Consider the following 15,163-nt stretch of genomic DNA (forward strand, 5'->3'; position numbering starts at 1 on the left):
GAAAAGAAATGTAAATAAAATGACCGAATATTCGCTTTTCGTCATTGGCATAATACTTGCTAATAAAAAAGTAAGACACTTTTAAAATACAAACACGGAGGAGATAGAAATGAAGATTAGCAAAATATACACAACAATTGATGCACACGTAGCGGGGGAACCATTACGTATTATTACAGGCGGAGTGCCGGAGATAAAAGGAAAAACGCAATTAGAAAGACGAGCTTATTGTATGGAGCACTTGGACCATCTTCGCGAAGTTTTGATGTATGAACCGAGAGGGCATCATGGGATGTATGGTTGTATCATTACGCCGCCGGCAAGTCCTCATGCTGATTTTGGGGTATTGTTTATGCATAATGAAGGCTGGAGTACAATGTGCGGCCATGGAATTGTTGCTGTCGTCACGGTAGGAATTGAAACGGGTATGTTCGAAGTGACAGGCGAAAAACGAAAGTTCATTATTGATAGCCCTGCAGGAGAAGTTGTTGCGTACGCAAAATATAGCGGAAATCAAGTAGAATCCGTATCATTTGAAAATGTTCCTTCTTTTGTTTACAAGAAAGATGTTCTTATAAAAATTGATGGCTATGAATTTCAAGTAGATATTGCTTTTGGAGGAGCATTTTATGCTGTTGTAGACAGTAAAGAACTTGGTTTAAAAGTAAACTTTAAAGATTTATCAGCTATTCAAACGTGGGGCGGGAAAATTAAACACTACATTGAAAGCCAAATGGAGGTAAAACATCCTCTCGAAGAAGATTTAAAGGGAATATATGGCGTTATCTTTTCAGATGAGCCAAATGGAAAAGATGCCACTTTACGAAATGTGACCATTTTTGCTGATGGGCAAGTAGACCGTTCTCCTTGCGGTACTGGTACTTCCGCAAGACTTGCAACTCTTTTTGAAAAGAGTGCCTTGCAGAAGGAAGAAAGTTTCATTCATGAGTGTATCACTGACGGACAATTTGCCGGAGAAGTATTGTCAGTGACAAAAGTAGATGAATACGAGGCAATTATTCCAAAAGTTACTGGGCAGGCATTCATTACAGGGTTTCATCAATTTTTATTGGACCCAAGGGACCCGTTGAAGCGAGGGTTTTTATTGGCTTAATGTTTTTTAAGAGTTGTTTTCTAGGTAGAAAACAACTCTTTTTATAAGTGTTTAACTTGACCTTCACACTCTGGAAATGAAGAGGTAGCTAATTATGTACAGAAGGTGTTTGTGCTCAGGTAACTATGAAGTTCAGTGAGCCGAATACGCTAGAGAAAGGTTTCTTACCTAAAAAATCCCTTGATAAACAAGGGATTTTTAAGCTGAATTATCGTTTTAAAATAGCTATTTATGACATTTAAGAGTGCCTTGAACCAGAGTTGCGAGTAGCTAGCGTATTTTCATCGCCCAGCTCGGCTTCGATATGGGAGACCTTCGAAGACTCAGCCATACGCCAATAAGTGATGAAACTTATGGCAATGCAGCCAGCCACGTAGAAGTAGAAGAGCGACTCGAGCCCAATGCTCTTCAGCCATAACGCGATGAATTCCGCCGTCCCGCCGAATACCGCAACAGTAATTGCATAAGGGAATCCCACGCCAAGGGCACGGATTTCAGTTGGGAAGAGCTCGGCTTTCACGATCGCGTTGATGGAAGTATAGCCGGTAACAATAATGAGACCTACCATCATAAGCAAGAATGCAACAATAGGGTACTTTGTTTGCTCCATGATTAGAAACAGTGGCACTGTCAGCAAAGTTCCGAGAATGCCGAAACCAATCAATAGCGGACGTCGTCCAATCCGGTCGGATAACATACCAGCGAGCGGTTGAAGTACGACGAATACTAATAGGGCAATAAAGTTAATCCAGCTAACGACTTCTTTAGGAAGGCCTACAGTATTCACCATGAACTTCTGTAAATACGTCGTGTAAGTATAGAAGGCAACAGTTCCGCCGAGCGTTAGTCCGACCACTGTTAATACTGCCTTAGGGTGTTTCATTAGAGCCCGAATGGTTCCAGCGTTCTCCCGGCTTTCAGAACCCATTTTTGAGAATTGCTCCGATTCATCCATCGTGCGACGCAGCCACAATACAGCAACTGCTCCCATTGCTCCAATGATGAAGGGGATACGCCAGCCCCAAGATTTCATATCCGGTTCGCTGAGTATTTGCTGGAGGATGATCTGAACACCAAGTGCTACTAGCTGTCCCGCAACAAGTGTTACATACTGGAAGCTCGAGTAGAAACCACGGCGGCCGCTGCTGGCCATCTCGGATAAATATGTTGCCGAAGTTCCATACTCTCCACCTAACGACAACCCCTGAAGCAGACGTGCAAGAACTAGAATAATAGGGGCCAGTATACCAATGGTGCTATAACTTGGGGTACAGGCAATGATCAGAGAACCACCGGCCATGACGGTGATGGAAAGCGTCAGTGCGGCGCGTCGGCCATGACGATCGGCATAACGGCCCATCAGCAGGCTTCCTAGTGGGCGCATCAAGAAGCCTACGGCGAAGATTGCTGCCGTGTTAAGCAGTTGGCTGGTCGAGTCTCCCTTTGGGAAGAATTCTGCTGAGAAATACACGGCGAAAGCAGAATAGACGTACCAGTCGTACCATTCAATCAGATTTCCAACTGAACCTTTGAAGATGTTCCCTGTTATGCGCCTTGTATTTGTGCGATTGGTGGATTGAGACATGATTAAAACCTCCCTATTTAATTGAAGTAATTTGAAAAATATCATTATGAACTAAGTATGAAGGCGTATAAATGTAAATAAATTATATCGTTTCGTTCGAAAAATCTCAATATAATGAAAAATAACTCTATTTTATAGTTGAGCAAATTGTTTGGAGGCAATCTGGAAGAGTTTGAGTTTTTTGTGTATGAAAATAAGGGGGAGCTGTAAGTGCTTTAATTGATAGGCGGATTGCTGTGGTGGCAATGACTTTGTCAGAAGCGGAAAGACAATACAAAGTAGAAAAGAGAATGTTTGACTATATCTCCTCCTGAAAGGTTATTTAATCATGAGTTATAGCGTATCATTTTTCTTTTGTATATAGTTTGTTAAAATAGTAGTAATTGTAATTAATTGTAACTGCGGAGGTGAAAATGTTGGACCAACTCATAATTGAATTCGCTAAAGTAACCAATCAAGTTAATGATATAAATACTAATAAATCTTATTTGATTATAAAGACAGATGATAAAGGGCTATACGTTGAAACGGAACTTTTACACGAGAAGTACAAAAGGGGAGAAGAGTTACAGCCATATTTTATGATAACTTTTGAGATTCTCCAGCAAGCTTGGCAAAAATTCATAAATATACGTACGGTAACGAGTGAAGATTTTGGACAAGCAAACGAACACAATGCTTTTTTGATGGCTTTCTTTTCACAACTTCCGTTTGTGAATGTAACTGACTCAAAATCTATTACACTTAAAGAATTTCAAACAGATGATCTACCATGTGAGCAATATCATAAAGTGATCACTTTTTTAGAAGAGGTAATAGATAATACATATGCTCCGAAAAATCTCAGTCACCAAATTGATGGGAATTTATATAGAGTGAAATCTCGTGGACGGCAAGATTTGAGATTATTGGGCTTTTTGGATGAAGCTCATGAGATTAATCGGGCTCTATTAAATGAATATATTGAATCAAAAAATAAGGATGCTTTTATTCGAAATTTGATTTTGAAACAGGAATATTTTCAAATTGTTCTATTTGTACTCGAACTTTTAAATAGTTATTCAAAGGCTGAAAAGAAAGCGGCTTTAGTGAATTTAGGAATGACGATCGTTCGAAATTCACGAGGAGATAATTTAATGGTTGAATCAGTAGCCAAGGAACGTACTCATAATTTGTTAATGTGGCTTGAGAAGGTAGGGTTAATTAACGAGAGGTGGGTTCCAGTTGAACAATATTTAAAAGAAAATGATGAAGAGGACGATAATATGAATAGTAACTTACGTGAAAAATTTTTAACTGTTATGTATGAGTATTTAGAGGCAAGAACGGAAAAATTTGCGGGTCATAAACTTGGTTCAGTCGTTCGAAATGAAATGACAACGGAGGTAACTCGTTTATCTTTTATCGATCATAATCAGTACATTGTTACGGGCTCAGTTGGACAAGGGAATTGGGCCGCCGTGCCATGGCTTGCTATCATGAATAAAGACATTACGACATCGACGCAGAGAGGGTATTATATCGTTTATTTATTTAGTGAAGATATGAAGCAATTATATTTAACAATGGCACAAGGAGTAACTGAAACTTCTAAAGAGGAAATGGAAAAGATTAAGTCTGAGATCCGTCAACATATACAAATGTCTAAAAAAATAAAAAAAGATGATGATATTTTCCTTGGTACAAGTCCAAAAGCGAAGGGATATGCCAACTCTACAGCTGCATACATTCCATATGATGTTGAACAAATGCCAAGTGAAGCAGAATTAGTGGAAGATTTAAAAGAACTGCTTCGCTATTATGAGGGATACATTGCCTTTAGAGAGAAAGGAACTAATCGTGCAGTGATTCACGAGGAGAAAAAAGAAATGGATTTGAATGGGAAGGAAATTGTAGATCATGTATCTTCCTATATGAAAAGCAAAGGTTTCTATTACGATAAGCAAGATATTATTAACTTTTTCCTTTCTTTAAAAACGAAGCCCTTTGTTATTTTGTCTGGTATTTCAGGTACGGGGAAAACAAAAATTGTTCAGTGGTTCGCTGAAAGTTTAGGGGCAACTGAAGAAAATGGACAGTTCACGCTTATTCCTGTGCGACCTGATTGGAGCGATAGCTCTGATTTACTTGGCTACGTGAATATTCAAGGTGAATTTCAGGAAAGACCGTTAATTCAAGTTCTTGAAAAAGCTGCAGGGAATCCGGACAAACCTTATTTTGTCGTGCTCGATGAGATGAATCTAGCACGTGTAGAGTACTATTTCAGTGATTTTCTAAGTGTCATTGAAAGCCGAAAATGGGAAGGAAGAGAGATTGTTACATCGGCTGTTCTTCCAGAATCGATTATTGGGAAACGAATTACGATTCCATCAAATGTGTACGTCATTGGAACTGTCAACATGGATGAAACAACACATCCGTTAAGTAAAAAAGTATTGGATCGTGCGAATACAATTGAATTTAATCAAGTAAAATTAGATTCCTTTGAGTTTTTAATGGATGTAGAAGAAGTACAGGGAAAATGTGTTTCTAATCATTCCTTGACAGCCACGTTTCTTCATTTAAAAGAATGCTTTCAGCTCAATAAAGATCTTGTGAAGGAAGTATCTCATATTTTAATCGAAGTTAATAAAATTCTTGAACCGATCGGAGCACAAGTCGGGTATCGGATACGTGACGAAATTTGTTTTTATATGGCTTACAATGAAAAAAGTGAACTATTATCGTTTGACGAGGCGTTAGACTATCAAATATATCAAAAAATCTTACCGCGTATTGCAGGGAGCGATGGGAGAACAGAAGAGGCATTAAAGAAATTATATACGCTATGTACAAATCAAGAGTTTGATAATGAAGATATGATGTCTTATGCGAAGTATCCTCGTTCTGCTAAGAAGTTGTCTCATATGTTAAGGAGGTTCGAGTATGATGGTTTCACCTCTTTCTGGATCTAATCGTGATATAGAGCTAGTTAAGATTGAAACAGCGGATTTGTCATTGACTATCAAAGGGAATCCCTATCATGAAAAATACGAGAGCTTAAAAAAACATCAATCCATTGCCTCAGATGAGATGATGCATTTTCATGTGTCTGGAACAAGTGATTCTATCATGGTATATGATGCTCAGTTACAAAAGCTTAGCGAATTAACCGAGCACCCCCCTATCTTTTTCGAGAATAGGAGTTATCAGCTCGTTGTCGTTCCTAAAAATGATCAAGAATTGTCTTTTTACCATGAGCATCCATCTCTTCGAAAGGCAATCAGTTCTACTCAAATGGGTTCATTGAAAGTATTAATGGGAAATCTCTCATTTCCCAATGAAGTAGGCTATACAACATTTGAAATTCGAGATGATAAAAAGTCTCTACTAACAGTCACACTAGAAATTTTTCCATCAAAGCTCGATTACAAAGATGACTATCGAGCTTTATTGGAAGAAGTGAACGATGAAATTTATAATCTAGCATTTCATTTATTAAAAAGAACTTATTTGGGGGCATCAACAATCTATGCTACAAATCCATCTAAAAGTGAATTTTATCATATTTTAAATGACTCTTTTCATAGATTTATGAAGGCAATTTCTCATATTAAAAGACAACCGCATCATGCGCTTACTACACGTCATCAGCTTGTACAAGGAGAAAAAATTCGTAGGCTTGATTCTGTTGGGATGAATTACTTACGAAAAAGACCTCACTTGTTTCAAGAAGTAGGAAGAAACATGCTTCCATCGAAAGGAATTACAGCTTATAAGGAAGTATCCTACGATACATTGGAAAATCGGTTTGTTAAGTGGATGGTTCAGAGGGTGATACATAAAATCGAGGATTTACTTAAATCTTTGGAAAAGGATTCTGGATTTAAGAGTTTGCCAATTGACGATGATTTGATTCAAAACGTAAGAAAAATGAAATCTCGAATGAAAAACGAGTTGAATGATCCGTTTTGGAATGGGATCGGGAAATTGGATCGTTCTGTCTTTTCTCTAGTCATTCAAATGGCTGCTGGTTATAGGGATGCGTATCAAATCTTTCTAATGTTATCGAGAGGTCTCACGCTAAGAGGGCAGATCTTTAAAATGTCTGTAAAGGACGTCGCAAGGTTATATGAATATTGGACGTATTTAAAGCTTGGACAAATTTTATCTAAAAAATATGAAACAGTGAATCAAGATATTATTAAGGTACGGCAAGATGGATTATATGTGACACTTGATGAAAGTAAAACTGCAAAAAGAACATTTAGGCACCCTGAAACAGATGAAGTGATTGAGCTTTATTTTCAAAAAAGAAATAAAGCATTACCAACTGTCACTCAAAAGCCGGATACGATGCTTGCTATTGAGAAGAAAGGGAAAAACTATCAATACCAATATATTTTTGATGCTAAATATCGAATCGACTTTGCCAAAAATGGTTCCCATTATAAAAGACAGTATGGGACACCGGGTCCAATGGAAGAAGATATTAACACGATGCACCGATATCGAGATGCATTAGTAGTAGATCAAGGTGGACCGTTTGAGAGAACAGCCTATGGAGCTTATGTATTATTCCCGTGGAATCAAGAGGAAGAATATGAGCATCATCCTTTCTATAAAAGCATTGAAAAAGTAAATATTGGCGGTTTTCCATTTTTACCAAACGCGACAAGACTAGTAGAACAATTTCTTGATCATCTCATTGAAAAAAGTCCAGAAGAGATTATAAGAGAAGGAATCCTTCCAAGAGGAACAAAAGAAGAATGGGAATCCTCTTTAGATGAAAAGGTATTAGTCGGTAATGTGAAAACAGAAAAGGATTATGAAACATATATGAAAGAAGGTTTCTATCAAATTCCTGTTTCACAATTAAAACCAGGCTGGCAAGAAATAAAATACATAGCCTTATATGCACCGAAAAAGTGGTATGGAGAAAACGGTGGGATTCAACATGTCGCAAGGATTAAAGATATTCATATAAACAGAGAGAATGTACTACCTGGTGATGAAACAAATGATTGTGTTTATTTCGAACTAGAGCCATGGAAAAAGTTAGGTCATCACATTTGTCCGGTGGGATATGGAATTCAAACATATATGTTAACGAGCATGTCATTATTAAAGGAAGTACAAGAGCTTCCTGAATTATTTATGAAATCGAAAGAAGAGCGAGCTCTTTGGAAAACGCTGCGCCGATTTACGAAACAGGTGAAGGTCGAGCTTGATCATTCTGATTTGGACAAGGCATCTTCCATTAAGGGTTATTATGTTCAAGATGTTCAAATTAAAATTGATTATGAGCAGGGGAATGTGATGGTTGGAAAAGGGGGAGAGTTTAAAGAGTTGGCTTTGGATTTGGTTGTTAGGTATTCTTCGATGTTGTTTAAGAGTGTTTTGGGGCAGTTAAGTAGAGATTAAGGTGTATTGAAAATAATAAATATAACAGGGACAACAATTTGTATATCGTAGGTGAGAATTGTATCATGGACAAGAGATCTAATCTATTTTCATATGCGACTAGTGAGTCATCTCAAGATGCTTTTATTTGTTGGCTAGCAGAGTAGGCAGATCCAGAGTATAAAGAAGCAAACCCAGATTTATATAAAAAGAATTTCCCAGTATCTATTTCTGTCTTATAGATCCGTTTCGAAAAATACGCTTTCTTCACCTGTTCTCACCTCATTTTGTTTGATAAGATCATTATACAACAAAACAAACATATGTTTTATTAAAAAAGACAAAACCGATTCATCCCCCACCTTCACTTCGTTTAGAGGAGGGGGTCTTCTCGGTTAAAATGATAAAGTCGGTACATTTACTTGTTACAACAATGCTCTTCTTCTCATCCATTGCGTCGCAACCCATTTTTCACCTTTGATAACAGGTGCACCGCCATGTAAAGTAAGTTTGTTTATTGATTCATCCTGATAAAAATACTCGAAATATACCGCCATTCCTTTTTTCGGAGATACGGAAAGGTTGAGTTTTGGAAAGAAGGTCTCTCCACCTTCTTCTACATGATTTAAATACATCACAAGTGTACTCATACGATTGTTACTTGCTGCCGCACTATTTTCTACAAAAAAATCATAATGCGCTTGATATTCTTGGCCAACTGTATACTTTAAAATTTGCAGCCCTTCTCCATGTGGGGCAGGAACATTCATGATCGAGGCGATTCGTCTTTCGATTCTAGTAGTAATCTCGCTTTCTTCTAAAAATGCACCACTGCTCGTCCGAATGTCATTTGTTTTGCGCGAAACACCAATTTTAGAACGTTTCATTTTATTTTTAGACATTTCAATTAACGTTTCACACTCTTCATCACTTAATACATTTGCTAAAACGACAATAAGAGGCTCTTCTAGTCTTGAAATAATTTGTATTTCTCTGTCTTCTGTCACAATGGTGTTCCCTGTGTGGTTAAAAATCGTTAGTTCTGTATTTTCAACTGTTTCATTTTTCGTTGACATTTGCCCCATCTCCCTAAAAAAATGATTAGATAGCATTAATATATCACATTTTTCTAACTATTCATTCTTTACAAAAAAATAGAGTGATGATTGAAAAAGAGGACATGTAGTTACCTATTCAAACTAACTATTCCCACACCAAAATTTTGTTAAGTTAACACAGTTTAGTGATACACTGTACTTCTTTTGTTCATAAGTGCAGAAGTCGGCCATGTACAGATTAAAAGAACCCCTCCCAAGCCCCTTACAACCCCCTACCAACAAATAAATCACTAAAAAGAAACAAAATAAAAAACAAAAAAACTACTACAAGCATTCCTTCAAAAGAAAAGTAGTTGTAGTAATCGTAAAAAATATAAAATAACCCCGCCAAACTTCCTCCCTTATCCCTATATACATTAAGGAACCACCGATTACATATGTTTCATTAAGGGATAGGAGGAATAAACATGGCAGTATACCGTAATGTGCAGGTGAATTTTTGGCAGGATGATTTTGTACTCGATTTAACACCGGAGGAGCGGTATTTTTATATTTATTTGCTGACTTGTTCGAAGACGACGCAATGCGGGATTTATCCGTTACCGAAGCGTTTGGCGGAGATGGAGACGGGTTATAACCGGGAGACTGTTGAGAAGTTGCTGCAGCGCTTTGTTGAGTATGGAAAGATATTGTATGATGCGGAAACGAAGGAGTTATGTATTTTAAATTGGCTGCGCTATAACCCGGTTACGAATACGAATATGGAGAAGTGTGTGTTACGTGAGCTGAAGAGCGTGAAAAGTAAAGCGTTTGTATATATGTTTCTGCAAAAATGTTTGGAGGAAGAGATGAATATTCCGCTACTTTTAGAGCATTTCGGTATGCCGGGTGAGTTGTCTGAGATGATTCCACAAGCATCTATTGAAAGCTATGAAGAGGATGAGGAAGTAGAAGAGATGGAGCAAGGTGGTGGTGTGTTCATGTTTTATGAACAAAACTTTGGTAGTTTGTCGTCGTATGCAGCGGAGGAATTAAGTGAATGGATGGCAGATTTATCGGAGGAGCTTGTCTTAAAAGCGCTCCAGATCGCTTTTGAAAATAATAAGCGGACGCTTGCTTATGTGAAGGGGATTCTGCGGGATTGGCACGGTAAGGGATATACGAAGGTTATTGAAGTAGAGGAAGCGGCAGCAAAGTTTCGGAAGAAGGAATCGACTGCTTTGTATGAGACTGAGAAGTTTCTAGAGGAGTGTGAAGAGTGGGAGAAAAACGTGCCGTCTGAAGAAGAGTTGCAGAGGTTCTTGAAAGAAGAGGGATGGCGGCCATGAGCATTCAAAATATTGAGGCCGAACAGACGGTATTAGGGTCTTTGCTGCTTGATGGTGAACTGATTAAGGAGTGTAGGCTGACCGATCAGCACTTTTCTACAGCTGTGCATCAAGCTATCTTTAAGTTGATTCGGAAAATAGAGGAGGAGGGACAGCCGCTGGATCTTGTTGCGCTTGTTTCAAAAATGGAACCTGCTTTTTTGGCGCAAATTGGTGGTATGGAATACCTTGTAAATATAATTGAGAGTGTGCCTACTACTGCTAATTTCTCCTATTATGAGGGGCTTGTTCGGAATGCCTGGAAAATGAATCAGGCGGGAAGTATGGCGCACAGCATGTGTGAACGGCTTCTTGCGGAGAAGGATGAGAAAGTAATCGGAGAGACGATTACGAGACTTTGTGAACTGGAAGAGGTGGATTGCACACTTGATTTTGATTTGAAGGATACGTTAGTCGATCTTTATGAAGAGCTTCATCAAGATACAGAAGAACTTACTGGTATTGAGACAGGTTTTTCAGCTTTAAATAAGATGACGTGTGGTCTGCAGGAAGGGGATTTTGTTGTGATTGGGGCACGGCCTTCGATGGGAAAGACAGCATTTGCCTTAAACATTGCGCTTCATGCGGCAAAATCGGGTACGGCAGTTGGGGTGTTTTCTCTGGAGATGAGCAACAAGCAACTGCTGAAACGAATGGTTTCTTGTTTGGGTGAGGTATCTGGGAAAAGGCTGAAAAATCCGAAGCATCGTTTTACGATAGAGGACTGGGGGAAAACGAGTCGGGCATTCGCAGAAATTGGGGATTTGCCTCTAGAGATTTATGATAAGGCAGGCGTTACAACGCAGGAGATTTGGGTGCAAGTGCGGAAGCTGAAACGGAAGTATGCAGATAAAAAATTGCTTGTTATTGTTGATTATTTACAGCTCATTACAGGCGATTCAAAATATCGTGGAAACAGGTTTCAAGAAATGAGTGAAATCTCCCGTAAGCTGAAGCTGTTGGCACGCGATTTAAATGTGTGCGTCGTAGCGCTGTCGCAATTGTCACGCGGGGTGGAGTCGCGTCAAGATAAGCGCCCGCTTTTGTCTGACCTAAGGGAGACAGGACAGATTGAGCAGGATGCGGATGTGATTATGCTGATGTATCGGGAGGATTATTATGATAAAGAGACGGAGCATAAAGATATAACAGAAATTCAGATAGCAAAGCATCGGAATGGGCCTGTTGGGATGATGAAGCTACGGTTTTTGAAGGAGTTTGGGAGGTTTGTGGAGGATGGTTAAAAATAGCTTGATGAGTTCCACTCCTAAAATAATCTTGATTCTTTTTTAGACAGTTTGGATAAAATTAAGAGGTTGCTAATTAAAACTTCTTCAAGCGGTAGGTAATGTAATCGAATTGAGGTCTATATTAGGAATACAAAAAAGACACTTCATCGAGTGTCTTTTTATTGAAATGATATCTTTTATCCCGCATTAACTGCCCGTAAAAGCCTGATTGGTCGGGCTGATTAAAATTTCACTTTATCTAGCATATATGGTGAACTAGTTGGTCCACCATGCTCAGATTATTGTATTTACAAGAGAAAGTGATCGGTTGAGCCATATGTTTTCTACTGATACTTCGGACGTAAATTTTTAAGGGAAAGAAAATGGTAAGCCTATACACCTTTTGCTTGCAAAAAACATCTATCTGCAAGAAAATAAAAGAGGTAATAGTTGTAAATAATGGTTTAAAACCCAATTATTATATTTTTAGTAAAATATCTCTTGTAGATAAAGTTTAAAAGCTACTTAATAAAAAGGTGGATTTTTTATACTTCCTGCTTAGGTGAGATCATATCAGTTCATAAAGAATGTATGGTGGTCTTTTTATCTTTTAATCTCGTTTCGTGACAGTGTTAATACTGGAAGCTATTGAAGAATTGAAGACAACAATAGAGTATTCATATATAACGAATCGAAGAAAGGAAGCTAAATATGGGGATGAGTACGATGAAAAAAATGATTGGTTTAATCGTAGGTATAGTGCTAATTATTTTTCTTTTTTACTATCAGAATCATTCTAATTCAGATCGAAAAGAGAAGATATATGTTGAGGATTTTAAAGGGACAAATGATTCTGATAAAATTCAATTAGCTATTAATAAAGCAAAGGATAATAAAATAAAGACTGTTTTGCTTGATGACAAAAAGTACAAGATTACTTCACCTATCGTTGTGAAGCAAGGTGTTAAGTTGTTATTCGGGTATGGAACACAGTTTATTGTTGATGGTGACTTCAGGGTGATTGAACTTGAGAAGAATGCTTCAATTGAAGGGGCCTATATTGCCATTGATGATGCGAATTTTAACTCGGAAGTGATCTATTTAGATGGTAAACATAAATATTATAACACTTGGAACAAAACACATATAAAGGATATAAATATCATCAATTGGTCTGAAACGAACAAGGGGACAGGGATATCGTTATACGCTGGTGGAAGAGAACATGAGATTTCTTTTGTTAACTTCGAAAACGTTAAGGTAGTAGGAATGAAGAATGGAGTAAAGTTAAAAGTGGATAAACCGAATTCTGGATATGCTTGGATAAATGCTAATCGGTTTCTGAATTTTTCTTTAGAGGATTGTGTAAACATGATTTACATGGATAGCCATTCAACGATACCGAATGAGGCTAGCGGGAATCAATTTACCAATTTACAGATACAACCTTCAAGTAAAACAAAAAGTGTTTTGAAGGTGAGCGGGCAACATAATGAGTTTCATGGGATGTTGTGGGATTTGAACCAAATCAATCATGGAAACACGATTGTTGAGCTTACGGATAAGAGTATGGATACGACCATTGATATTTCTTCTGTGCCTACGAGCAGAATCTCTGATAGGGGACAAGCAAATAAAGTGAAACAGTAACTGTAAGGTTCTCTCAATCGGACATGGCTTTCTTAGGAGGAGCCCCCTAGATTCATGTAGAGACGGGGACAATTATTACGTATAAGTGGAATTGTTAGGGTATTTTGTGTCTTTGGTATAAGAGGTGATGGTTACGCAAAGTTTTTTGAATCGTTAACATTTGAAGATATCGAAGGGGAGCATTTTAATATTTACTAATGGAAGTAAATGAATCTTAATTTGTACTATTTTCATAGTTTAGATGTGCTAATTTGCCCTTGATCATTTATACTCAATCTCCATTTTGTTCCATTTGAAGAAGTCAAAGTCACAGCATTCCCTTTTTGAAATTCTAAATCTCCATATAATGTACCACCAGTAGTTGGCAACCATGAGGAGCCATGCTGTAAAGATGATTTTGCGAATATTCGATTTATCCGAAAACGTTTGTGATCTTGTGTATATCCGCTTAGTGTTAGTTTAACTTTATACAACATAGCTGACCTTACTTCTGAAATCACAGTGTCTCCGACATTAAACTGGAGATCTTTAGCCACCTCCCATGGTCCATTTAGGCTCTGTTGATATTCAATTAAAATACGACTTGGGCTTTCATTCCATCCAAAATAGATGCCGATGCAATTAAGCATGTTAATAGGCTGCTTAGAAAAATCTAACTCGATTACAATCGGCTGAGTGCTAGGAACATCCACGTAATTTACACTTTGCTCATCGAGTAAGTTAAAACAATTATTAATATGTCCTCCATAGGGGGCTTTTCCAGAAAGTTGGCGCACTGCGTAGCGGATATTTGCATTTACTAATATATCATCTTGATTCCCAACTAGATGTGCTTTTCCTAATGCAAGAGGAGGATATATAGGAAGGGATTCTTCATGTGGTGAGGTACACCGATTGTATAGGCCACGATCGAGAATAGCTGTGGAAACTTGATTTGAGAATAGGTAGTTATGATGAGAAATGGAAGAGAATTCGATAACGAGTGGAGGAGCATCCATACGAAAGACGTCCCATATCACTCCTTCAAACATATTATAGGCGCCTGAACATCGGATTACTTTTTTTGTTTGTTTCCGGCATTGAACTTGGATTCCCGTAAAGGTGTTCCCTGAAATTTCGTAAGGTAATGCACTATTTCCTATAATCTCGATACCATACTGACAACCATCTATAAAAATAGAATGGAAGGAGTTTGCATTAATCCAACAAGGATTGTTTATATCCGCAAGCTTTTCTGTTTTTAAATAGATAGCCGTATTAAAGTTTGTGATTTGGATTGAGTATGCCTGAAAGAAACTTATGAAATCCCATGCCTTTTTACAGGATAAATGAATTGCAATACCTTGGTAAGTTGTTGTACGGTTTATAATATTGATATTTGATATAGAAGTATGATTAGGAATTTCTATTTGTTGGGCACCAGAAAGATAAAGAACGGATGAGTTAAAGCTATTATCCACGATTTCAATCGAACCACCAGAGATTGAAGTGTTTTTTTGAAGTTCAAACACTTGGAAATTCCCTTTGACGATTAATGTCACAGTGGGATCTATTTCAAGATGTACATTTGACTTAATAACAATAGGAGAGGATATAGTATATTGTTTCTTCCCGGTGATAACAACTTTGGAATAATTGTTGGCCGCGCAATAATTAATGGCTTCTTGAATAGCTTGGGAATTATCGAGTAAATCTGGACTGGCACCAAAACAATCAATATTAACAACACTTTGATTTTGGCAGTCTTCAGCAAAATTAAGAGGTCCTGTCAACTTATA

The 15,163-nt window shown here is 37.8% G+C and carries 9 protein-coding genes and 1 pseudogene; 7 read left to right on the forward strand and 3 right to left on the reverse strand.

Annotated features, from left to right (window positions below; all coding sequences use genetic code 11):
• Positions 1-109: 109 nt before the first annotated feature.
• Complete coding sequence (locus tag C564_RS0123695; protein ID WP_018767096.1) at positions 110-1,114, forward strand: proline racemase family protein; 1,005 nt, start codon at positions 110-112, stop codon at positions 1,112-1,114.
• A 238-nt stretch (positions 1,115-1,352) separates the two neighbouring features.
• Here the strand turns inward: C564_RS0123695 and C564_RS0123705 are convergent, their stop codons facing one another.
• A complete protein-coding gene (locus tag C564_RS0123705; protein ID WP_018767098.1) occupies positions 1,353-2,699 on the reverse strand; it encodes an MFS transporter in 1,347 nt (448 codons plus the stop codon).
• A 413-nt stretch (positions 2,700-3,112) separates the two neighbouring features.
• Between C564_RS0123705 and C564_RS0123710 the strand changes: the two genes are divergently transcribed.
• The 3 genes and pseudogenes from C564_RS0123710 to C564_RS38500 all read left to right on the forward strand — a co-directional run.
• Positions 3,113-5,653, forward strand: a complete 2,541-nt coding sequence (locus C564_RS0123710; RefSeq protein WP_018767099.1) for an MrcB family domain-containing protein — start codon at positions 3,113-3,115, stop codon at positions 5,651-5,653.
• Positions 5,628-8,102 carry a restriction endonuclease-like protein gene (locus tag C564_RS0123715; RefSeq protein WP_026008680.1) on the forward strand — a complete coding sequence of 825 codons (2,475 nt, stop codon included), beginning with the start codon at positions 5,628-5,630 and terminating at the stop codon, positions 8,100-8,102. The genes C564_RS0123710 and C564_RS0123715 overlap by 26 nt, the downstream gene beginning before the upstream one ends.
• 65 nt (positions 8,103-8,167) lie before the next feature.
• Positions 8,168-8,311: pseudogene (locus C564_RS38500) on the forward strand (PD-(D/E)XK nuclease family protein); the annotation flags it as partial.
• 195 nt (positions 8,312-8,506) lie between these two features.
• Here C564_RS38500 and C564_RS0123725 read toward each other — a convergent pair.
• Positions 8,507-9,157 carry a 2OG-Fe(II) oxygenase gene (locus C564_RS0123725; RefSeq protein WP_018767102.1) on the reverse strand — a complete coding sequence of 217 codons (651 nt, stop codon included), beginning with the start codon at positions 9,155-9,157 and terminating at the stop codon, positions 8,507-8,509.
• Between the two features lie 449 nt (positions 9,158-9,606).
• Between C564_RS0123725 and C564_RS0123730 the strand changes: the two genes are divergently transcribed.
• The 3 genes from C564_RS0123730 to C564_RS0123740 all read left to right on the forward strand — a co-directional run bounded on the left by C564_RS0123730 (position 9,607) and on the right by C564_RS0123740 (position 13,385).
• On the forward strand, positions 9,607-10,467 hold the full coding sequence (locus C564_RS0123730; RefSeq protein ID WP_018767103.1) for a DnaD domain-containing protein: 861 nt from the start codon (positions 9,607-9,609) through the stop codon (positions 10,465-10,467).
• Positions 10,464-11,750 (forward strand): replicative DNA helicase, encoded by a 1,287-nt coding sequence (gene dnaB, locus C564_RS0123735; RefSeq protein ID WP_018767104.1) that lies wholly within the window; start codon positions 10,464-10,466, stop codon positions 11,748-11,750. The genes C564_RS0123730 and dnaB overlap by 4 nt, the downstream gene beginning before the upstream one ends.
• A 696-nt stretch (positions 11,751-12,446) precedes the next feature.
• A complete protein-coding gene (locus C564_RS0123740; RefSeq protein ID WP_018767105.1) occupies positions 12,447-13,385 on the forward strand; it encodes a hypothetical protein in 939 nt (312 codons plus the stop codon).
• A 230-nt stretch (positions 13,386-13,615) separates the two neighbouring features.
• Here the strand turns inward: C564_RS0123740 and C564_RS0123745 are convergent, their stop codons facing one another.
• Positions 13,616-15,157: a hypothetical protein gene (locus C564_RS0123745; protein ID WP_018767106.1), complete on the reverse strand. Its 1,542-nt coding sequence runs from the start codon at positions 15,155-15,157 to the stop codon at positions 13,616-13,618.
• Between the last annotated feature and the right edge of the window lie 6 nt (positions 15,158-15,163).

It is taken from the genome of Bacillus sp. 105MF (genome assembly GCF_000374885.1).
GTDB classification, from domain to species: domain Bacteria; phylum Bacillota; class Bacilli; order Bacillales; family Bacillaceae_G; genus Bacillus_A; species Bacillus_A pseudomycoides.